The following is a 20126-nucleotide window of genomic DNA, read 5'->3' on the forward strand; positions in this document are numbered from 1 at the left end:
CTTATTCCGCAAATTTATAGCCAATGCCAAAGACGGTCACAATGTAGCGTGGCACGCTGGGATTTGGCTCGATTTTACGCCGCACATTTTTGATATGCGCATCGACGGTGCGATCATAGGCCTCGCCTTCTTCGCCCTGCACAGCATCAAGCAATTGGCTACGAGTTAAGGGGCGGCCAGCTGAGCGCACTAAGGTCACCAATAAATCAAATTCGGTCGGAGTTAGGCTGGTAATTGGCGTTTGCTCAATCAGCACCGTACGGCGTTGAAGATCAATTTCAATCCCATTTTTGCGCAGGATCATTGGTGGTTCTAGCTCGCCGTTAACCCGGCGGAGCACTGCTTTGATCCGAGCCACAACTTGGCGCGGCGAAAACGGCTTGGTTATATAATCGTCAGCGCCCAATTCCAAGCCAGCCAACGAATCAACTTCTTCTACCCGCGCAGTGAGCATAATAATCGGGACGCTTGATTCGGCGCGCAGGGTGCGACAGACCGTAAATCCATCAACGACTGGGAGCATCAAATCAAGCAAAATCAAATCGGGCTGCTCACGGCGGGCCATATCTAGCCCAATTTGGCCATCGCTAGCGGTGAGCGTGCTATAGCCGACGCCTTCTAAATAATTTTGTAAACCGATGGCAATTTTGCGCTCGTCTTCAACAATTAAAATTTTTGCGCTCATATAAGCCTCCACTGGGTGATGCTGTTATTGTAGTCCGAACCCGTGAAGAACCTGCGAAGAAGGCTTATTTGCGCGTGAAGACTAGCCGTTTGCGCTGCTTGTTGCTCAACACATTATAGATAAAGACCCCAAAATCAAAATGCTCCTCGTCAAGGCTGGCATTATCATTGGGAATCAAGGGTGCAATCCAAGCTGGCGGCGTATAGTTCCAGCGCAAGCGCTCATAGACATGTTCATACACAATCAGCGTATTGGTTTCGCCGCGAATGACATCGGCACTGGTTGCATCGCTAATTTGCAATTCGCGCCGATTCAAGCGCAAAAAAAGCCCGCGCGGCGTGCGATAAAACACCACAGCACTGCCCGGCCCCATGAAAATCAGGCCATCAATCGCGCGGGGATTGGAAATTTTCAACGGGGCTAAGATCGCGTCATCGGGATCAAAAAAATAATGTGAGTGGTAGCGAGCAAACTCTTGCAAAATCATAGGCTATCTCGTCCATAGCAGCTGGCACAATCAGCGCAGGTTAGCCCAAGCCTTACAGCCTGACGCAACCTTTGACGCGCACATAAAACCCAGTATCTGCCCTACTAAATCCTGTCGTAATTGTAAAGCAAATGCTGATTTGCGAACAATCGACACAATTAAGTGGATTAACCTAGCATGCTTTAGCAGCCACCCAATGCTTGGATGGCTGCTAAAGCAACGGATTATAGAGCTTGTGAAGCGTAACGAAACGGCTAGCGGCGGGCCATTGGCAGGTACGAACGGAAGCCCGACGACCAATCGATCGCCATATCGGTGCCGCGCACTAAGCCCAGCGGTTGATATTGGCTAATTTGTGGAAAGACCAAGCCCAAGCGATTGTTGCGCAAGCGCCGCACCACAATCTCGCTCAAAATCGTGCGGTAATCGGTGGTGATTGCTAAGTCTACGTTATGGTCGAGATCTGCATGGGCTAAGCCTGGCCAACGCCCGAAAATTCGCCCGCCATTGACGTTGCCACCCAAAACCATGGCCAAATTGCCGTGGCCATGGTCGGTGCCAGCGCTGCGATTGGCCTTCAAACGGCGGCCAAATTCGCTCATCACCACGATGGTCAACTTGCTGTGATAATCAACCAAATCGTTGTAGAAGGCATGCAGCGAACGGGTCAAAACATCAAGTTGATTGCCCAAAATTGGCACTTGCGATTCGTGGGTATCCCAGCCGCCAAAATCGAGGGTTGCCACTTGCAAACCAACATCAAGTTTGATCATCTGGGCAATTGCTTTGAGCGAATCCGATAGCCCGCCAGCGGGATAGGTTGTAATTGGCACATAGGGGTTGGCTGGGTTGCGGGCCTTGACCGCCGCAATTGAGCTAAGCAAGCGGGTTGCTGGGGCATCGAGCATGCTCCCAGTTTTGGTATAAATTTCGTTCAATGCTGCTTGTTGCTGCGCGCCATACGTGCCATAGCCTTGCATGGCGTAGCGCTGCACGTTCGAGATCGTCACGGCATTGGGGCTGCCAAGCAACGACGCTGGCAACGCCGAACCTGTTGACATCACGGGTACAACCCCATCGGGGCTCGTGGCGGCCATATGGCGGGTTAGCCAACCAGTGCTGGTCGATTTATTGTCGGGCGTGCCGCGTTCCATAAAATCCATGGCATCGAAGTGGCTGCGCGTGCCGTTGGTCAAGCCACTGGCATGAATAAAGGCCAAATCTTGGCTATCAAATAATTCTTTGAAGGCTGCTGCCTTGGGGTGCAGCCAAAACGGCACAGTACCCATTTGGCCTAGCTCCAGGCCAGCGCCAGTGCCCGTGCTTGGAAAAGTGATGGTGTTGCGGGCTGCCTGAAAATTAGCATCATCAAGCGGCGAAACAATGCCCAAGCCATCACAGCCACCGCGCAAAAAGACCACGACCATAATATCGCGTTGAATATCGCCTGGCTCGGCAAACGCCAAACCACCCAAGCGGCCACCAGCCATGGCTGCAATCGCAGTGCTACAGCCAACCACAAATTGACGACGAGTTATTTCCATTGCAGCCTCCTAGCGAGTATAAAATTCAGGGAGCATGCCAATCATGTGCACAAGGCTGCTCAGGCGTAATTTCACATCGTTTGCACTACCAACGGGCACGGCATCGAGATTGCCAGCTTGGCCCATCAGGTTAAGCAATTTGGTTTTGACCAAGGCCGAAGGCTGATAGCCCAACATGCGCATAACCCAGAAATCGACAATCTGGCGCACAGTGGTAACGTTGCTTGGCATTTGGCCCTGCAAATCGAAAGTTGCAGGCGGAAAGTAGCTTTGCTGCAAGTGGAATAAAAGGTTCCATGTGTTCAATAAGGCGTTACTGCTGCTCCAATAGCCACTTTCGTCGGGGTGGCCAGTTGGGGTTGCCCAGTTGAACATGCGATAGCCACAGAGCGTAATCCAGCTAAATAATTCAGCAGTTGGCTTGACTTCTGCGCCAGTAGAGCGCAAATAGGCGGCTACAACCTCGTTTGGGCGGCGAATCTTGCCACCCCAGGTTGCTAGAAATTCTGGGGCCAGCAAAATTGCCCGAATGGTTCGCTTAATTTGGTCGGGAGCATCGTAGTTGGCCGTCCATACGGCGACCGCTTTATCGACCAAGGATTTTGGAGGATTATCGCTGACCAAACGGCGACAGAGTTTGGTGCAAATATTGCGAATGGTGGCAGGATGTTTGGCAACGAGATCTAAAACCTTTTGGCCATCTTCTTGATGAGCTGCATTGGCATCTAAGAAATTGGCCAGCACAATTTTTTGGGCATTATCGTGCCATCCATCAACATAATGAAATACACCTGTATTGGGAATACCGCCAACGCCGTCGGCAACCGTCCAGCCAGTGAAGGCCCGCGCTGCCTCGTACACATCTTGGTCGATATAGCCAATTGGGCGGCCTTGGTTATCGCGTGGCACTTCTTGCCAATTGTTGTAGATGTTATTGAGATAGTTTTGCGAGCCAAAGGTGTGCAATTCAAATAGTTCGCGGGCAAAATTCTCATTGGCTGGGCCGTCGCGGCTGGTCGAATTATCAAGGTAGTAGAGCATGGCTGGGCTGGTTGCAACCGCTTCCAAAAAATCGCGAAAGTTCCCAAAACAATTGGCGCGAATCACGGTTTTATCGTAGTGCGGCCAAAGCGCCGAAATGCGGGTATCGCTATAGGCCCAAACGTTAAAGTGATTGTGCCAAAAATCGGTCATAATTTCGAACAATTGCCATTTGCTGTAGATGGCGCGAATCCAATTGGCAGCCACGACTTCATCAACCGGACGAATCCGTTCGGTATTTGAAGGATGTGCTCGTAGCTCCCATAACTCGGGCTGGGTTTTGTTCAGCGTGACTAAATCGCGCATTTCATCGACTGCTGGAAAGCCCGTGCCTGCTGCATAGACAATTCGCAGCTTGGCATTGGCGATACGAGTGTTGCAATCGGTATCGGCGGCGAAATTTGGGTTGAGTTGCTCATCGACATAGGCGGTGAGGCCCATCGTGCGCACGCGGGCATAATCTCCCGAACGTGCTCCATAGGCCATACGCGAGAGCGCAATGACCTCGAATGGTGGTTTTGCCATGGCTTCAGTTGCTGAGGGTTGTAGCGGTGCTGCATCAACATTCTCATGAACGACTGCGCCTGTGGCCCCTACCGCAGCGCCCAACAATAACTGGCGACGCGAAAGCGACATACAGACTCCTTAAAAGAGCTAAAAAATAAACCTAGGCCAAATGATAGGCGTTAGTCTAACCAGCTTTAAGCAAGCTTATATTAACCAGATATTAATTTATTATGAGGATTTAAGAGATCTCGTAAGTGTGAGAAGCGCGTGCTACAATCACCTTTGTGATGCGGCTGCCATGCGCCCTTTTCGCCAGCACTCTGTCTGGGGCATCGGTTGCGAAATCGTGTGAGAATAAGGAGCCTGCAATGGAAGCAACCTTTTGGATTAACTCGTGGCAACAAGGTGGAAGCGCAACCAGCTTTCATCGGCGCGATATTCACCCCTATCTTGAGCATTTTGCCACACCCGAATTTTTGCAGGGCAAGCGGGTGCTCGTGCCGCTATGTGGCAAAACTAATGATCTGCGCTGGTTTAGCCACCACGCTGCCGAAGTGATTGGGGTTGAACTCGTGACCACGGCAATTGAGCAATTTTTTGCCGAGCAAGAGCTTGATTACGTGCAACCAAACCCAACCACCTATGTTTCGGGCAATATCACCATTCTCAATCGCGATGTTTTGAGCTTGACCACTGCCGATGTTGGTAAGATCGATTTGGTCTATGATCGGGCGGCGCTGGTGGCCTTGCCGCATGAGATGCGCACCCACTACCGCGCCACGATCGATCAGATTTTGCCTGTTGGCGGTCAGCAAATGATTATTACCTTAGAATATGCGCCGACGATGGCAACGCCGCCGTTTAGCATCACCCCAACCGAGATTGAATTTTATTATGGCGAACGCTATTTTATTAGCCATTTTGCAGCGCCAAGCCAACCAGAACATCGCATGGTTGCAAAATTTAACTTGCAATTCCTCAAAGAACATGGCTTTTTGATTACGCGCTTTCAGCAGTAAGAACGAGGGGTTGGGGATTGGGGATTGGGGATTGGTTTTTTAACGCGAAGGCGCAGAGGAACGATGGCTATTGTCTATTGGCTTTGGGCTATCGGAGTTTGGTTTGAAATTCCAAAACGTGTTCCGATAGCCGTTAGCCTGTAGCCAACTCCCCCCTTCATGTTCTTCGTGCTCTTCGTGGATCAAACGCGAGCCAATCCCCACCTATGTTCTATGCTCTATGTTCTATGCTCTCGTTCTGGTCCCAATGCAGCCACTTAAGCGCGATTGGTTGCTGGCCTAGGCCGCGAGCTTGGATACGCTGCGCTTGGTTGGGCAATAGATCAAGCAGATTATCGCTCCAGTGCACTGCATCGCCCGCTTGCAACCAAACCCCTTTGGCTGGCCGTTGGCTGCTGATTTCAAGCCAATCGTCGGCTAAGCGGGTGATGCTAATCTGTGGGTTATAGGCTGGTAGATATTTGAACGGCTCAGGCCATGAGCTTGCTCGCGCCACCACTGCACCATCAATCAGCACTTGCATGCCAACCACCGTCTGATCGGGGTCAGCCAATTCGAAGCTTGTGATTGGGTTGGCTTGATTGGCGGCTAACTCGTGACTATAGTTTTGCTCAAATAGCAATCTGCCTTGCAAATCGTAACCTGTAATGCTGATGCTTGCATTGGCTGATTTGAGCGTGCCATTGACCACCCACGCCTCAATTTGGGCCTTGCTGCGCTGCAAGCCTGCGCTGATCGGCGCTAGCTCACGGCCAATGCTATAGATGGCGGGCTTATTGCGCAAAGCAGAATCGATAATGGCCCAGCTAATCACCGGCCAACAATCGTTGAGTTGCCAAACCAAAGCACCTGCGACTGCATAACGGCCTGGGCCAGCCCAGCGCCGCCGCCAACCGCGATATGCCACAGCCAAGGCTTCTGCTTGCATAAATTGGCTCGCATAAACATACGATTCAAGCGTATTTTCAAAGCGCAAGGTATCGTTGAGATACACCGCCAAGCGACGAGCGCCGCCCTCGGATTTGTTGTGGTGCTCGACGACGCGGCTTTGGGGATAGCGCTGATCTGTGGGCAACACGCTCAACAAGGTTTGCAAAGCTGCACTTGATTCCATTCCAAACTCGCTGACAAAGCGGCCTTCGTACTTGGGATAGTCTTGGTAGGGAGCCATCGCGCTATGCCAAACATCCCAGGTGTGGCGGTCGCCACGAGTTTTATCGTAGACATCGGCTCCGCCGTAAGGGCTGCCGGGCCAATAGAGCGTCGTCGGATCGTAGGTGGCGCACACCTTGGGCAACAAGCGCTCGTAGATTTCGCGTGCTGGAAAGCTAGTTTGGGTAAAATCGCCCTGAAAACTATGATCGTAGGCGTTGAAGGTTTGGGCAATTTGGTAATCTTCGTTGTTGCCACACCACAGCACAATCGAGGGGTGATGACGCAAGCGCTGAACTTGGGCGCTTGCTTCGGCCTCAACGCTGGCCAAAAATTCCGAATGGGCTGGATACATGCCGCAGGCAAACATAAAATCTTGCCAAACTAGCAAGCCTAGCTCATCGCAGAGATCGTAGAAATGATCAACCTCGTAAATACCGCCACCCCAAATCCGAATCATGATCATATGGCTATCAACTGCTGCTTGGAGCAAACGGCGATAGGTTTCGTTGCTTATTCGATTGGTCAGCAGATCGGCTGGAATCCAATTTGCACCGCCACAGAACATGGGCACATTATTGATTTCAAACAGAAATGTTTCGCCTGCCTCGTCGCGCAATGGTTCTTGCACTAAGCGCACGCGGCGCACGCCAAGCTGCAATTCGCGCTGATCAAGCTGCGTTTGCCCAGCGAATACGCTCACCATCAAGCGATAACGATTTTGTGCGCCATAGCCATGTGGCCACCACAGGCTTGGCTGATCGACGCTGATTGTGTGCTGGACGTTGCCAGCGCTGACTGCTTGGTGCTGTTCAGCGATTAGCTCGCCTGCTGGATTCCACAATTGAATTAAAACCGCTGTATCTGTTGCCGCATCCGCAACGGTTGCAGTTACAACAAAATCGGCAGTTGCACAATCGTCGGCCACTGTGATGGGGCAGGCCAAATCACTCAAACGGGTCGCGCCCAGTTCAAGCGTGACTGGCATCCATGGGCCAGCAGTTAATAATGTCGGACCCCAATCCCAGCCATAGTGATATTGGGCTTTACGCAGGTAGACACGGCTGGGGTCGCCATTCCATACGCCAAGCTGGCCCATTACTGCTTGCAACGTATGACCATGTTTCAAGGCCGAGCGAAATTCGATCAGCAATTGATTGTTGCCAGCTTGCAATTGGTTGCTGACAACGGCGCGTTGGGGCACAAACATATTGTCGCTACTGAACAATTCTTGGCCATTGAGCCAAACCGTGGCGATGGTATCCAAGCCTGCGCAGTCCAAGGCTGCTGGTTGGCTGGCTTGTTCAGCGCTTAGCTCAAAATCGCAGCGATAGAGCCAATCGACTTCAGCAACCCACTGAACATCAAACTCGTTCAGGCCATCGAATGGATCGGGAATTTGGTTGGCGGCAAGTAGTGCTTCGTAAATCGTGCCGGGAACTGGCGCGGCAATCCAGCCCTCGCTGCTGGTCGCATCAGCGAGCACGGTGCGTTGAGGGTCACGTTGTTTGGCCTGCCATGCGTGCTGCAATGCGAGCTTTTGCATGAATCCTGTTTCTTTCTTTGCCCCAAATGCTGGTGGCAAGCTAGATTAATTGGGGATCGGGGCATTGGTTGTTGGGGATCGGGGAGTTTTCAAAGAACACGAAGCACATACAGGCTTTCTTGTCTTAGTTTTATCATCCGATCCCCAGCCCCCAGCAACTGATCCCCAGCCCTACACATACGCCCGTAACAATTCGGCGCTTGGTTCGGGATAGAGTTGATACTGGCCCAATTGGGCAGGCACGATGACCGACATGCCATGGCTTAATTCAAGGCTGCCAGCGCTCCAACCAAGGCTACAACTGCCATTGATCACCGTCCAACAATCAAAACTGGTGACTGAGGTGCTCAACGATTGAATGCTGTTGAGTTGCCAATGCTCCAAGCTGAAGAACGGGCAGCGCACCAGCAAGCGTGTATTTGGATTGATCGCGACTGATTCGACCAAGGCTGGCTCGGTTGCTGCAAAATCCAAGACCGCGAAGGCTTGCTCAAGATGCAGTTGGCGTGGCAAACCTGTGCTTGCATCGCGCCGATCATAATCGTAGACCCGATAGGTCAGGTCGGATTTTTGCTGAATCTCGAACAACACCACGCCTGGGTTGATTGCATGAATCGTTTTGGCTGGCACAAAAACCAAATCGCCAGCGTTGACTGGCACTTGGCGCAAAAGCTCTGTCAATGTGCCAGCGGCGAGCGCTGCTTCACAGGCTTGGCGGGTGGTAGCCTCGCGAAAGCCATGGATGACCTCGGCCCCATTTTCTGCTTCGAGAATGTACCAAGCCTCGGTTTTGCCGTGAAATCCCGTTGCGGCCTCGTGGGTGTGGGCGTAGGCATCGTCGGGATGGACTTGCACTGACAGCGGTTGGGCGGCAGCAATGAATTTCAACAACAACGGAAAATCGTGGCCATAGCGTTGGTTGCTGGTTGTGCCAACCAAGGCTGGGCCAAATTGGCTGGTGACCTCGGCTAAGGTCTGACCAGCCAACGAGCCATTAACGATCAGATTTTGATCGTAGACCTGCCAAACTTCGCCGAGCTTGCTTTGCTCTGGGTTGGGCAAATGCAGCCAGCGAGCCAATTGGGGGCCACCCCAAATTGGCTCGACATACCGCGCTTGGGTTAGCAACGGATAGAGCTCGATCACGCTCATGCAGTGCGTTCCTCGTTGCCCCAAAGCTTGGCTAGGAATTTGAGTTTTTCAAGGGTTTGGAAGTTTTCGCCGCCTTCGTGCCGATTGAATTGCCAAACTGTGATGTCTTTTGGCCCAGCATAATGGTTGTAAGCAGCAAAAACGGTCGATGGTGGACAAACATCATCCATCAAGCCAACTGAGAACAAACTTGGGCTGGTGGCGCGGGCCGCAAATTGGATGCCATCGAAATAATCCAAGGTATTGAATACTTGCTCGATTTTAGTGCGATGGCGGGCACAATATTGGGCAATTTCGGCGTAGGGATAGCTATCGACCATTGTGGTAGCGCGGCGATAGTGGCACAAAAATGGCACATCGGGCAAGACGGCGGCCACATCTGGTTGCAAGCCTGCTGCCGCAATCGCGATGCCGCCACCTTGGCTGCCACCAGCCAACGCCACTTTGCTGGCATCGACCAAGGGATGTGATCGAGCGGCTTCGATCGCTCGCACTGCGTCGGTGAACAAGCGGCGGTAAAAATAGGTTTGGGGGCTGAGTACGCCGCGAGTCATAAAGCCAGGAATTTGGGGGTTGCCACCCTCAATTTCGGTGTCGGGCGTGTCGCCAGTGCGCCAGCCAGAGCCTTGGCCGCGATTATCCATCGCAAACACGGCATAGCCAGCGCTTGGCCAAAGCAGCCAATCGATCGCCAAACCACGGCCCCCGCCATAGCCAATATATTCGACAATACATGGCAGTGGCTGGGTGGTATTGCGCGGCAACAAGAACCAGCCTTTGATTGGCTGACCGCCATAGCCGCTGAAGGTCACATCATAGGCTTCGATTAAGGGCAAGCCCATATCGTATGGCTCGAAGGTGGCATTTAAGGGATATTGGCGGGCATCAGCTAAGGTATTTTGCCAAAATTGGTCAAAATCTGCTGGCTCAGTGCGTTCGGGCCGATATTCGCGCAGCTGCTCTAAGGGCATGTCAAATTGCATGTTAGCCTCGCATCTGAACACTCACATTGTGTTCAGCTAAACGTTCGATCATTTCAAAACAAACTCGCGCATGGTGATAGGGGCATTCCCACGGGCCAACTTTTGGAATCGCTCCCAATGGTTGGTTTTGGGCATCTAAAATCTTGAACCAATCGCCATGATCGTGGTCGATAAAATAGCGTTGAATAAAATTCCAACTATCGTAGGCAGCTTGGGCAAACTCTTGGTTGCCGGTTACCTGATAGGCGTTATAGAAGCCAACAACGGCTTCTGCTTGCGGCCACCAATGGCGTTCGAAGTTGATCGAGCCATCGGCTGCGCGTTCGTGAATAATGCTGCCATCGGCGTGACGGCCATTGCGATAAACTGCTTCGGCCATGGCAATTGCTAAGGTTTCTGCTTTGGCAATCAAGCAGGCATCGCCCAAGACATGGGCTGCTTCCATCAACAACCAACTGCCTTCAATGTCGTGGCCATACGAAATGCCATGCTCGCTGTGGTTCCATTGATCATCGAAAAACAGGTGAAAGCGGCCTTGCACGGGATCGATAATGTGCTCGCAGCAGGCTTCGATTAAGCTGGCCAATTGCTGGCGCACATCGGCCACATCCCAGACCCGTAGCAGGTTGGCGTAGGCTTCCATCATATGCAACATGGTGTTCATAGTTTTGCGGGCTTCTGGCTCAAGCTTGCTCAGGCGGCTATCGCCAAGCGGCTGCCAAACCCGATCACAACCCTCGATATAGCCACCATAGGTTTGATCGAAGGCATGATTTTCGAGCAAATGGAAAATTTCCTGGGCCAATGCCAAGGCGCTCTGATCGCCAGTGGCCCGCACATATTCTGCCAAACCGTAGATCGCAAACGACTGGGCATAGGTTTGTTTATGCTCGGCCAAAGGCTGGCCGTTGGCATCAATCGACCAATACAATCCGCCGTAGGTTTTATCCCAAAACGCCTGTTTAAGATAGGCATAGGCATACTCGGCCACTGCCAAATCGCGTGGGTCGCCAAGCATCCGATATGCACATGCAAACGTCCAAAGAATCCGGCCACATAATACTGCTGAGCGAGGAAACTCATTATGGATTGTCAGATCGTTGGTTAAACCGCCATAAAAGCCACCATGCTCATGATCAAGTGTGTGGTTAGCCCAAAAAGGCAAAATATTGCCCAACACTTCGTCGCGAAATTGCGCTTGCCAGATTTCGCGCACGCCCTGATCAAAGCCGCCATCTACGAGATTCGCCATTATTGTATTCCTTCTGGCGCTTCGGGCAGACGAGCAGCGAGGAGCAAATCGAGTAAATCACGGTCAACGGAGTAGCCATCAACAACGTCGTAGCGGGCATGTGGTCGGCCATGATTGATAATTCCAAATGCGCCTTCGAACTCCCATAGACCGAAGCCCCAACCAAATTCTTGATAAACGCTGAGCAGATCGCGGAACCAACGTAAGGCCACATCATTGGGGGTACGGTTGTAGCAGCCAAATTCACCGATATGGATGGCGACGTTCCGCGCTTGTACGTCGCGCCATGGTTGGTAAAACTCGACTAAGCCGGCCCGATCCCAATAATGGTTGTACCAGGTTACCGGGTAGGTTGGTTCTGCTAAACCTTCATGCCCATCCCACCAACTCGCTTGATAGTGGCTCACCGCCATTGGCTGATAGCCGCGCCCGCTGTGGGTTACGCCCAAGTCAGCGAGTTCGGGCATTGCCAAGTGGCCACCACCCAGCCCATCAATCACAATTGCCCGTTGCGGGTCAACTGCACGAATTGCAGCAACTGTCCGCCGCATGATCGCCGCATGGTTGCGTCGCGTCAAGCCATACTGGTCGATATTCGGCGGTTCGTTGAGCAAATCGAAGCTTAATTCGCCAGCAGGAATGCCTTGGTAGCGTTGGGCGAAATATTCCCAGAGCCACACAAAGCCATCCTGAGCTTCAGCATCTTGCCATAAATTATGCCGTTCGAGATCGTTCCCATTGATACAATATCCGGGTGCTCGATGCAAGTTTAGGCTCACATGCAGGCCATAGTCGCGACATGCGGCGATGTAACGGTCAATATACTCGATGATCGTCTCATCGGGATTGGTATACTGCCAATCGCGCGTCCAAAACCAATAATTGGTTGGAATCCGAATAAAATTAAAGCCCTGCTTGGCGATCCAGTTCAAGGCCTTGTGGTCAGGCTCTGCTGGCAACTTGCCCTGAACATAATGATACATCCATTGTAAATTGAAGCCGTAATGTGGCATGAACCCATCCTTGGCAGCTATTTTTGCCAATAAAAAGCCACATAGGCCGCTGAGCGCCCCTATCACCCATGCAAATCGTTGCTCATTTGTGATAGCGGCTACCCACGCCCTACATGGCCAACCATTGCCTAGCAATACGCGTTATTGCTTGACGAGTTTTAAGGCTAAATCGTAGTTGAAGCTTGGCACTGCAATGGTTGCGGCCTCTGCTTCAATGGTAACCGTTGTTGAATCCGACCATGTGCCAGTTTGCGGATCGTACCAGGTTGCTTGGTAGGTTCCTGCTTCAAGCCCGCTTAGCTTGAGGGTCACGTCTGCATAGGTCGGCGGTACATATTCCCAGCTATCGTTGAATTCGCGCTTTTTGAGCGCTTCTTCGTAGGCGTTGGTGAGAGCTTCTGGCTCGTATTGGTTGCTGCGCACCCACACCAGCGCTTGCGATTTGGTTTGCAAGGCCAGCGCTCGGGCCTTCAACGGCGAAACTTGGGCACTAACTGGGCTAAAGCTGGTTAAATCTTGGTCTTTGAAAAACTGAGCGAGCTTGGCGTATTCGCTCCACAAGTTATCGGGATCAACCAAGGTGTCCCACCACCAATACATGCCACTGCCAGCAAAGCCGCTGAATGGCGCAGCCCACAAGCCTTGATGGAATTGCCAAACATCGCGATTGATTACCTCGTCGCGGCCTGTTGCTGCGTAGCCAAGCTCGCTCACCAAGGCTGGTTTTTGTGGTGCAGCAGCGTTCAATTCACGCATGACCAACGGGAAGGCTTGGCCTAAATCGCGGCCTGTATAATCGTGATGTTGGGTGAAATTGATCTCTGGCTGGGTCCACATCGAGGTGGTCGTGTTGCTGGCATAACTCGTTGACACTAAATGTTGATAGGGATCAAACTGAGCCAAATGGCGGGTCATTTCGCTCACCCATGGCTGCATCAAGGCATCGTTGATTGGAGTCCAGTTGGCCTCGTTCCACCATTCCCAAGCAAACAAACTTGGCGAATGTGCCCAACGTGCTGCGATGTAGCGCACCCGATGCTTGAATAATTCACGGGCTTGTAGGTCGGTTGCAAACAACTGTGGCTCGGCAATTGGCCCGCCGTTGGCCGCGTTGTAGGGATTCTTGGCCCATTCCGAATCGGTGCTCGTGCTGAATGCGCCATGATTGATTAAGGTTAACATAATCGTGATGTTGCGTTGTTCAGCCAATTTGAAAATTTGGTCGAGCATCCACGCTTGTTGCATGCGCTTGGAATAATCGCCCAAGCCTGTGTCTTGCCATTCGATGCCAAACGACCACGAGGCCATCCAAATCCGCGCAATGTTGCCACCGTTTTTGCTGAGTTGATCAAACCAATGTTCGTACTCGCGCAAAATGCCTATGCCCTGTTGGGTTGGCCAGCCCAAGTTAAGGCCGATTGGCAAAAAGAACGAGCCATCTTGGCGAGCGAAATAGCGTGGATTGCTGCTATTGATCCGCACAAAGCCCGCCGATTGTTTATTCGACGAAACTTCAATTGTCATAACATCGCTGCTGAGCGCTGGTTTGGTTAGCTCGGCCTTAACTTGCCAAGCGCCTGGCTCGCTAGGCGTAAAGCGCACCCGCCACTCAGGGTTGCCCTTAGGCTGCAAGGTAATTTGATCAAAATCTTGGTACCAAAAGGCTGGCACGCGATAAATTTGGCCAGTTGCTGAGATAAAACTCACCATGAGATCAATTTGATTTGGATCATATGGATTGGCGACTTTGATGCCTGTATCGACGACCAACTCAATGGTGCCAAAGACCGCAGCATTGCCAGTTAGGGTGCGCAAGCTGAGGGTTTGGTCGCCGCCAGAATCGCTAGCCTGACTACACGCAGCAATCAGCAGCAGCAGAACCAGCCAAACCTGCGAGCGCTTGAACATCCGATGCATAATTCCTCCTGGACGACTTCACATCTCAAAGCGGCGCAATTGCCTTATGGTTGCAAATTGCGATTCATGATCTCCGCTGCTTGATCTAAAGCATCTTGGGGATCAGCATTGTTGTAGACGACTTCTTGCAAGAGCTTTTGGATATCGCTGGTGCTTTCTTCCCAGCCGACGCACTTGGGCGGGCCTGCCGATTGCTCCAACAAACCACGGAAGCCTGCCTCGATGGTGGATGGCAATTTGGCTGCGCTCAGCAAGGGTAAGCTTGGCGGCACATAGAAGTTATTGGCGCTTTGGGCATAGGCCGATTGAGCGGCAACCGCTTCTTCACTATACAAAAAGCGAATAAACTCGGCAGCCAGATCTTTGTTTTGCGATGCTTCCATTACGCCGATGACCCGCCCGCCAAGGAACGAGACGCTTTGGCCTTTGGGGCTTTTGGGCAATGGGGCTACTGCCCATTTACCTGCCAAGCCAGGGCGATTGAATTCAAGTGCCGCTACCGTCCATGTGCCAGCGTAACTCACCAAATAATCGCCACTTTCAAGGCCGCCCTCAATATCCAAGCTGGTATCGGTGGGAATCTGATATTTGGTGTACAGATCGCGGAAGTAGGTCAGGGCTTGCAAGCCAGCAGCCGAATTGATCGTTGCTTTGCTGCAATCGTCGCTATACAAACTGCCGCCAGCTGAATATAAAAAGGTAAAGTAGCTGATCCAGCCTGCGTTATCCCAGCCAATTGCAAAGCCTTTTTTATTGATTGTTTTGGATTTTTCAAGCACTTTGGTGAGTTCTGTCCAGTTTTGGGGAGCTTGCTGCATGCCAACCAAATCGCGCAGCAAATCGGTACGATAAAACATCCCCATCAGCGCAACGTCAAGTTGCAAGGCATAGACTTCGCCTGTATCCAAGATCAATGAATCTTGGAGTTGGGGCAGCATCTTCTGCTTAACCTCAGTCACGACTGCTGGATAGGATTTTTGCAAATCGATCATGCCGCCGAGTTTGCCAAACTCGATGCCCCATGACATGCCACCTGCCATCAAATCGGGGCCGCGATCGGCTGCAATTGCCTCAAGAATTTGGGTGTGGGCATCACTCCAAGGCAGGGCTTGCACTTTAATCAAGACCCCAGGATTTTTCTGCACAAAAAGATCTGCTGCTGCTTGAATCGAAAGCGCCTCAACATCGGAGCCAGTTGACCAAATGACCAAGGCTTTATCTGCCGAGTTAGCAAGGGCTGGAACTGCAGTCGGCGGCGTATCGGTGGGTAAACTGGTTGGATTGACTTGGGTTGGTGGGGTTGCTGCTTGACCACATGCAGCCAAGATCAGCAGCACGATCAAGCTGAATCCAAAACTTCGAACCTTGTGGCGTGATTGTGGGTGCTTCCAGTGCATAACGCTGACCTCCCTTGGCCAATACATGCATCGATGCAGGCTGTTTGGGCGTTTACTAGCTGTGCAGCGACAACCCTGCCCAAACATGCTAAGTATATATGGTGTCGCAAGTCCAGCGCTACGCTTGGGCAAGCACAATCTTCCTATTGCAGGGTAGGTAAGCGTGTTGGCATTACCTACCCCTAATGGAACGCCGCCCTAGACCCAATGGCCTAGCCCAACCACGTGCTAGAGTTCTGAATTCGCCTTGAGGAAGCTCAACACTTCGTCAACTTGGGCGAAGGCAATGCCGGTTACGGTATCGGCGCAGCCATAGTAAATCGCAATCCGGCCTGTGGGTGCATCAGTTAAGGCAGCACACGGGAAGGCCACATTTGGCACATCGCCAACGCATTCGTACAAGGTTTGGGGCGCAAGCAGATACGGCGCTGTGCGATAGCGCACTTTCCATGGCTGCTCCAAATCAAGCAAGGCAGCCCCAAAGCTATACACAAAACCATTGCACGAAGTCAATACGCCGTGATAGAACAACAGCCAGCCTTCGTTAGTTTCGATTGGCGTTGGGCCAGCGCCAATTTTGGTGCTTTGCCAACCGCCTTTGGTGCCCATCACAAAGCGATGTTTGCCCCAGTGTTCCATATCGGGGCTTTCGCTATAGTAAATATCGCCAAACGGCGTGTGGCCGTTATCGCTGGGGCGGCTGACCATGGCATATTTGCCATTGATCTTGCGCGGGAAGAGCACGCCATTGCGATTGAACGGCAAGAACGCATTTTCTAATTGATGGAAGGTTTCAAAATCGTAGGTGTAGGCCACACCGATGGTTGGGCCATGATAGCCATTACACCAGGTGACATAATAGCGATCTTCAATCCAACAGACCCGTGGATCATAGCGATATTCAAAGGCGGTTACTTCGGGATCGCCGGAAAATTGCAATGGCTCAGGATCAATTTCCCAATGAATTGCATCTTTACTAAAGCCACGGTGAATATTCATCACGCGGCGTTTATCATCGCAACGAAACACGCCAGCAAAGCCATCGTTAAAGGGCACAACCGCGCTGTTGAAAATACTGTTTGAGGTTGGAATGGCATCACGGGGAATAACCGGATTGCCGCTATAGCGCCAGACAACATCTGAATTACCGACTGGGCGTTCTTCCCATGGAATTGATGGGAGCGCACTTCCAAGCATAGTGGTGGATTGAAGCGTCGCTGCTTCCATAGCTGATACTCCTCCAAGGCAACCTATTTGGGCGGTTGCAAGCGTTGAACTGATTGGCGTTCAATTAGGCGCGGTCGCAGCGAAACTGTTGCTGGAGCCTGTTCCGGATACTCGGCTCGGTTGGCTAACAGTTGCACGGCAATGCGACCCATGCTGACCTTATCGATATGCATTGTGGTCAGGGCTGGGGCAACATGCTGCGCCAGATCAATATTATCGAAACCAATAATCGAGACATCGTGGGGAATTTGGCGCTGCAACGCTCGCGCCGCTTGGGTCGCGCCAATCGCCATCATATCGTTAGCACAAAAAAGGGCGGTAATTTGCGGGTGGCGCTGCAAGAGAATGCTGGTTGTATCGCTCCCTTCATGCAGGGTTAGTAAGCAATCGCCAAAATACTGCTCATGAATGCCATGATCATTGAGGGCTTGAATATAGCCTTTGCGGCGTTCGGCCAAGCTTGGGTAGGCCTCTTTGGTCGTGCCAATGATGCCAATATGCCGATGCCCATTGCTAATCAGATAGCTGACTGCATCATAGGCGCCGCGAAAATTATCGGAAACCACTGAATCGTAGATGTGTTCGTGCGAATAGCCATCAACTAAGACTGTTGGAATCCCTTCGCGTTGTAAGAGTTTGGTGATGGTTGCATCGGCGAATGCGCCGACCACAAGCACGCCGTCAAGGTGATCTTCGGAGAGTAAACGTGGCGTTTCTTGGGGATGATTCTCCATATCAACTGGCACGGTGGCGTACATTAAATTGATATGCATTTTACGGCAAGCAGCCTCGATGCCTGCGACAATCGGCGCATAAAATGGGTTGGTCAGCGGGCTATCATCGCCAAGCGAAGCCTTAACGATCACCCCTGCATTATGCAACGATTGTGAAACCAACTTCTCATGGTTCAAGCGTTTGCGATAGCCAAGATCACGGGCAATATCCAACACGCGGCGACGTGTATCGTCGTTAATCCCAGGCTTGTCGCGTAATACTAATGAAACTGTTGCCAACGAGACACCGCTTTGGCGCGCAATGTCTTCCATCGTGATCCGCTGCGTCATACATGTTCTCCTAGTCACCTTTGAATAGGCTCTCATGATGCCATACAATGCCGCTTTGATTCGCAAGCGACTTTATTGAAAAATTTAGATCGTTTCAGCACATCAATTCAGGTGATGATTTGGCTCAGCGGGAAGTGAGTTTGGGGCATGACCCAACTGTTGCTGGAAAATTCGCTAAATTTTATCTAAAATTTTAGTAGAATTTCACTAAATATAGCGCATCATAATTGAAATGTCAAGCTTAAATTTTAGTAATTATGCCCACATTTGGCGAGCGTTTTTAAGCTGGTTTGAGGGTTGGGTTTTAGATTGGCGGGCCATGCGGGGCTTAAACATTGGGTGCATGACAAGCAGCAAAAGCACGTTACAATATGAGCAAGAGCAAATGCTGCTCGTTGCGTTATCCAAGGGGTTTTCATGGATACAATTACACTCTTTGAAGCGCCCAAAGCTGCGCCAGCGGCTCCCCGCCGCCCTGCTTGGCTTAAGGCTCGCGCTCCGATAGGGGAAAACTACGAGGATGTGCATAGCCTTATGCGCGAACTCGATTTGCATACGGTCTGCGAAGAAGCCCATTGCCCCAATATTGGCGAATGTTGGAATCATCGCACAGCTACCTTTTTATTACTCGGCGATACCTGTACCCGCGGTTGTCGCTATTGCGCGATTGGCAAAGGCAAGCCCAAACCAATCGACGAGCAAGAGCCGCAGCGGATTGCTGCTGCGGTTGCCCACCTCAAACTCAAGCATGTTGTGCTGACCTCAGTCAATCGCGATGATCAAGCTGATGGCGGCGCGCATATTTTTGCTGAATCGATCAATTTGATTCGCCAGCAATTGCCCGATTGCAAGGTCGAAGTGCTGATTCCTGATTTCGATGGTAACTGGGATGCGCTGCGGATTGTGCTTGATGCCAAGCCCGATGTGCTGAACCACAATATCGAAACTGTGCCGCGTTTGTTCCGCAAGTTCCGGCCACGGGCTAATTTCTATCAAAGCCTCGAATTGTTGCGTTTGGCCCGCGAGCTTCAGCCATCTATCGTGACCAAAAGTGGCTTGATGGTTGGCGCTGGCGAGACTGACGAAGAAGTGCTGACGGTGATGGATTCCTTGCGGCGCTCAGATGTTGATGTCATGACAATTGGCCAATATCTCTCGCCATCGGGTGATCACTGGGCGATTGACCGCTATGTGCCACCAGAAACCTTTACCTGGTTCCGCGAGCAAGGCTTGGCCCGTGGTTTCCGCCACGTCGAATCAGGCCCAATGGTGCGCTCGTCGTATCACGCTCACGAACACGTCGCCGATTTGTAGGCGTTGGGGGTTGGGGAATGGTTGTTGGGGATCGGGTTTTGTGCCCGATCCCTTTTTTGTAGCTCTCTGCGTTAACAATATGATCCACGAAGCGCACGAAGGGCACGAAGGATCGGAACCGCGAAGATCGCGAAGGACGCGAAGGCTGTTTTTTTGCTACGAATTGCACGAAGCATTGATTGCTTAGGCCTAACCGAGCCCCGACCCCTAATAACCGATCGCCACAACTATGTTCTATGTTCATTGCTCTATGTTCTTAGCGCTTGCTTGAAGGCGCTCGTTTTTGGCCTGTGACTCATCGGCCATGGTCTGTTTGTACTCAATCAATTTGGCTTGCAAGGCGGCATCGGCGGTTGCCAAAATTTGCATTGCCAACAAACCAGCGTTTTTGGCTTGGCCAATCGCAACCGTAGCAACTGGTACCCCGCCAGGCATTTGCACAATCGACATCAAGGCATCAACACCCTGCAAATGACCAATCGGCACCGGCACGCCAATCACTGGCAATGGGGTATAGGCGGCCAGCATTCCGGGCAAGTGGGCCGCGCCGCCAGCACCAGCGATGATCACTTTGAGGCCGCGTTCATGGGCGGTTTGGCCATATTCGGCCATCAAGGCAGGCGTGCGATGGGCCGAAACCACCCGCATTTCATACTCAATCCCAAATTCTTGGCAAATGGTGGCTGCCGCTTGCATCGTGGCCAAATCTGAATCGCTGCCCATCACAATCCCAACTACGGCGCTCATGATTGTCCTTTCGCTTGAAATAAAAATGCCAAGCCTTGATCGAGGATGCCGCGCCTTTGCAGCACCCAACTCGTGCCTG

The 20126-nt window shown here is 51.9% G+C and carries 16 protein-coding genes; 2 read left to right on the plus strand and 14 right to left on the minus strand.

Annotated features, from left to right (window positions below; genetic code table 11):
* Position 1 precedes the first annotated feature (1 nt).
* From SE18_RS09255 to SE18_RS09270, 4 genes are all read right to left on the minus strand, one after another.
* Positions 2 to 685 carry a response regulator transcription factor gene (locus SE18_RS09255; protein ID WP_054534162.1) on the minus strand — a complete coding sequence of 228 codons (684 nt, stop codon included), beginning with the start codon at positions 683 to 685 and terminating at the stop codon, positions 2 to 4.
* A 64-nt stretch (positions 686 to 749) separates the two neighbouring features.
* A complete protein-coding gene (locus SE18_RS09260; protein WP_054534163.1) occupies positions 750 to 1172 on the minus strand; it encodes a hypothetical protein in 423 nt (140 codons plus the stop codon).
* A 254-nt stretch (positions 1173 to 1426) separates the two neighbouring features.
* Positions 1427 to 2716, minus strand: a complete 1290-nt coding sequence (locus SE18_RS09265) for a DUF1501 domain-containing protein (RefSeq protein WP_054534164.1) — start codon at positions 2714 to 2716, stop codon at positions 1427 to 1429.
* A 9-nt stretch (positions 2717 to 2725) separates the two neighbouring features.
* Positions 2726 to 4393, minus strand: coding sequence for a DUF1800 domain-containing protein (locus SE18_RS09270; RefSeq protein ID WP_054534165.1), 1668 nt, complete (start codon positions 4391 to 4393; stop codon positions 2726 to 2728).
* Between the two features lie 239 nt (positions 4394 to 4632).
* On the opposite strand from SE18_RS09270, the gene SE18_RS09275 reads away from it, so the two are divergent.
* Entirely contained in the window at positions 4633 to 5283 is a 651-nt protein-coding gene (locus SE18_RS09275) for a class I SAM-dependent methyltransferase (RefSeq protein WP_054534166.1), read from the plus strand.
* Between the two features lie 211 nt (positions 5284 to 5494).
* Here the strand turns inward: SE18_RS09275 and SE18_RS09280 are convergent, their stop codons facing one another.
* The 9 genes from SE18_RS09280 to SE18_RS09320 form a co-directional block, all read right to left on the minus strand.
* Positions 5495 to 7981: a beta-mannosidase gene (locus tag SE18_RS09280; protein WP_054534167.1), complete on the minus strand. Its 2487-nt coding sequence runs from the start codon at positions 7979 to 7981 to the stop codon at positions 5495 to 5497.
* Positions 7982 to 8152: 171 nt separating this feature from the next.
* The gene (locus SE18_RS09285; RefSeq protein ID WP_054534168.1) at positions 8153 to 9133 is read right to left on the minus strand and encodes a type I phosphomannose isomerase catalytic subunit; all 981 of its coding nucleotides are present in this window, start codon (positions 9131 to 9133) and stop codon (positions 8153 to 8155) included.
* Complete coding sequence (locus tag SE18_RS09290; RefSeq protein WP_054534169.1) at positions 9130 to 10116, minus strand: acetylxylan esterase; 987 nt, start codon at positions 10114 to 10116, stop codon at positions 9130 to 9132. Before SE18_RS09290 ends, SE18_RS09285 begins: the two co-directional genes overlap by 4 nt.
* A 1-nt stretch (position 10117) precedes the next feature.
* Positions 10118 to 11368, minus strand: coding sequence for an AGE family epimerase/isomerase (locus SE18_RS09295; protein ID WP_054534170.1), 1251 nt, complete (start codon positions 11366 to 11368; stop codon positions 10118 to 10120).
* Positions 11368 to 12381, minus strand: a complete 1014-nt coding sequence (locus SE18_RS09300) for a glycoside hydrolase family 5 protein (RefSeq protein WP_054534171.1) — start codon at positions 12379 to 12381, stop codon at positions 11368 to 11370. The genes SE18_RS09295 and SE18_RS09300 overlap by 1 nt, the downstream gene beginning before the upstream one ends.
* A 141-nt stretch (positions 12382 to 12522) precedes the next feature.
* Entirely contained in the window at positions 12523 to 14298 is a 1776-nt protein-coding gene (locus SE18_RS09305) for a DUF5060 domain-containing protein (RefSeq protein ID WP_054534172.1), read from the minus strand.
* 44 nt (positions 14299 to 14342) lie between these two features.
* On the minus strand, positions 14343 to 15695 hold the full coding sequence (locus tag SE18_RS09310; RefSeq protein WP_054534173.1) for a sugar ABC transporter substrate-binding protein: 1353 nt from the start codon (positions 15693 to 15695) through the stop codon (positions 14343 to 14345).
* Positions 15696 to 15923: 228 nt separating this feature from the next.
* Entirely contained in the window at positions 15924 to 16922 is a 999-nt protein-coding gene (locus SE18_RS09315; RefSeq protein WP_054534174.1) for a glycoside hydrolase family 130 protein, read from the minus strand.
* Positions 16923 to 16945: 23 nt separating this feature from the next.
* Positions 16946 to 17986, minus strand: a complete 1041-nt coding sequence (locus tag SE18_RS09320) for a LacI family DNA-binding transcriptional regulator (RefSeq protein WP_054534175.1) — start codon at positions 17984 to 17986, stop codon at positions 16946 to 16948.
* A 417-nt stretch (positions 17987 to 18403) separates the two neighbouring features.
* Here SE18_RS09320 and lipA point away from each other — a divergent pair, with 417 nt between their 5' ends.
* On the plus strand, positions 18404 to 19300 hold the full coding sequence (lipA, locus tag SE18_RS09325) for a lipoyl synthase (protein ID WP_054534176.1): 897 nt from the start codon (positions 18404 to 18406) through the stop codon (positions 19298 to 19300).
* 240 nt (positions 19301 to 19540) lie between these two features.
* On the opposite strand, the gene purE is transcribed toward lipA, so the two are convergent.
* Positions 19541 to 20047, minus strand: a complete 507-nt coding sequence (gene purE / locus SE18_RS09330) for a 5-(carboxyamino)imidazole ribonucleotide mutase (protein ID WP_054534177.1) — start codon at positions 20045 to 20047, stop codon at positions 19541 to 19543.
* Positions 20048 to 20126 lie beyond the last annotated feature (79 nt).

Origin of the sequence: Herpetosiphon geysericola, assembly GCF_001306135.1 — a bacterium.
Classification (GTDB): Bacteria; Chloroflexota; Chloroflexia; order Chloroflexales; family Herpetosiphonaceae; genus Herpetosiphon; species Herpetosiphon geysericola.

What these genes read in the sequence shown, in the direction of transcription:
- SE18_RS09255 (WP_054534162.1), bottom strand. Translation starts at nt 685, where the DNA reads ATGAGCGCAAAAATTTTAATTGTTGAAGACGAGCGCAAAATTGCCATC.
- SE18_RS09260 (WP_054534163.1), bottom strand. Translation starts at nt 1,172, where the DNA reads ATGATTTTGCAAGAGTTTGCTCGCTACCACTCACATTATTTTTTTGAT.
- SE18_RS09265 (WP_054534164.1), bottom strand. Translation starts at nt 2,716, where the DNA reads ATGGAAATAACTCGTCGTCAATTTGTGGTTGGCTGTAGCACTGCGATT.
- SE18_RS09270 (WP_054534165.1), bottom strand. Translation starts at nt 4,393, where the DNA reads ATGTCGCTTTCGCGTCGCCAGTTATTGTTGGGCGCTGCGGTAGGGGCC.
- SE18_RS09275 (WP_054534166.1), top strand. Translation starts at nt 4,633, where the DNA reads ATGGAAGCAACCTTTTGGATTAACTCGTGGCAACAAGGTGGAAGCGCA.
- SE18_RS09280 (WP_054534167.1), bottom strand. Translation starts at nt 7,981, where the DNA reads ATGCAAAAGCTCGCATTGCAGCACGCATGGCAGGCCAAACAACGTGAC.
- SE18_RS09285 (WP_054534168.1), bottom strand. Translation starts at nt 9,133, where the DNA reads ATGAGCGTGATCGAGCTCTATCCGTTGCTAACCCAAGCGCGGTATGTC.
- SE18_RS09290 (WP_054534169.1), bottom strand. Translation starts at nt 10,116, where the DNA reads ATGCAATTTGACATGCCCTTAGAGCAGCTGCGCGAATATCGGCCCGAA.
- SE18_RS09295 (WP_054534170.1), bottom strand. Translation starts at nt 11,368, where the DNA reads ATGGCGAATCTCGTAGATGGCGGCTTTGATCAGGGCGTGCGCGAAATC.
- SE18_RS09300 (WP_054534171.1), bottom strand. Translation starts at nt 12,381, where the DNA reads ATGCCACATTACGGCTTCAATTTACAATGGATGTATCATTATGTTCAG.
- SE18_RS09305 (WP_054534172.1), bottom strand. Translation starts at nt 14,298, where the DNA reads ATGCATCGGATGTTCAAGCGCTCGCAGGTTTGGCTGGTTCTGCTGCTG.
- SE18_RS09310 (WP_054534173.1), bottom strand. Translation starts at nt 15,695, where the DNA reads ATGCACTGGAAGCACCCACAATCACGCCACAAGGTTCGAAGTTTTGGA.
- SE18_RS09315 (WP_054534174.1), bottom strand. Translation starts at nt 16,922, where the DNA reads ATGGAAGCAGCGACGCTTCAATCCACCACTATGCTTGGAAGTGCGCTC.
- SE18_RS09320 (WP_054534175.1), bottom strand. Translation starts at nt 17,986, where the DNA reads ATGACGCAGCGGATCACGATGGAAGACATTGCGCGCCAAAGCGGTGTC.
- lipA (WP_054534176.1), top strand. Translation starts at nt 18,404, where the DNA reads ATGGATACAATTACACTCTTTGAAGCGCCCAAAGCTGCGCCAGCGGCT.
- purE (WP_054534177.1), bottom strand. Translation starts at nt 20,047, where the DNA reads ATGAGCGCCGTAGTTGGGATTGTGATGGGCAGCGATTCAGATTTGGCC.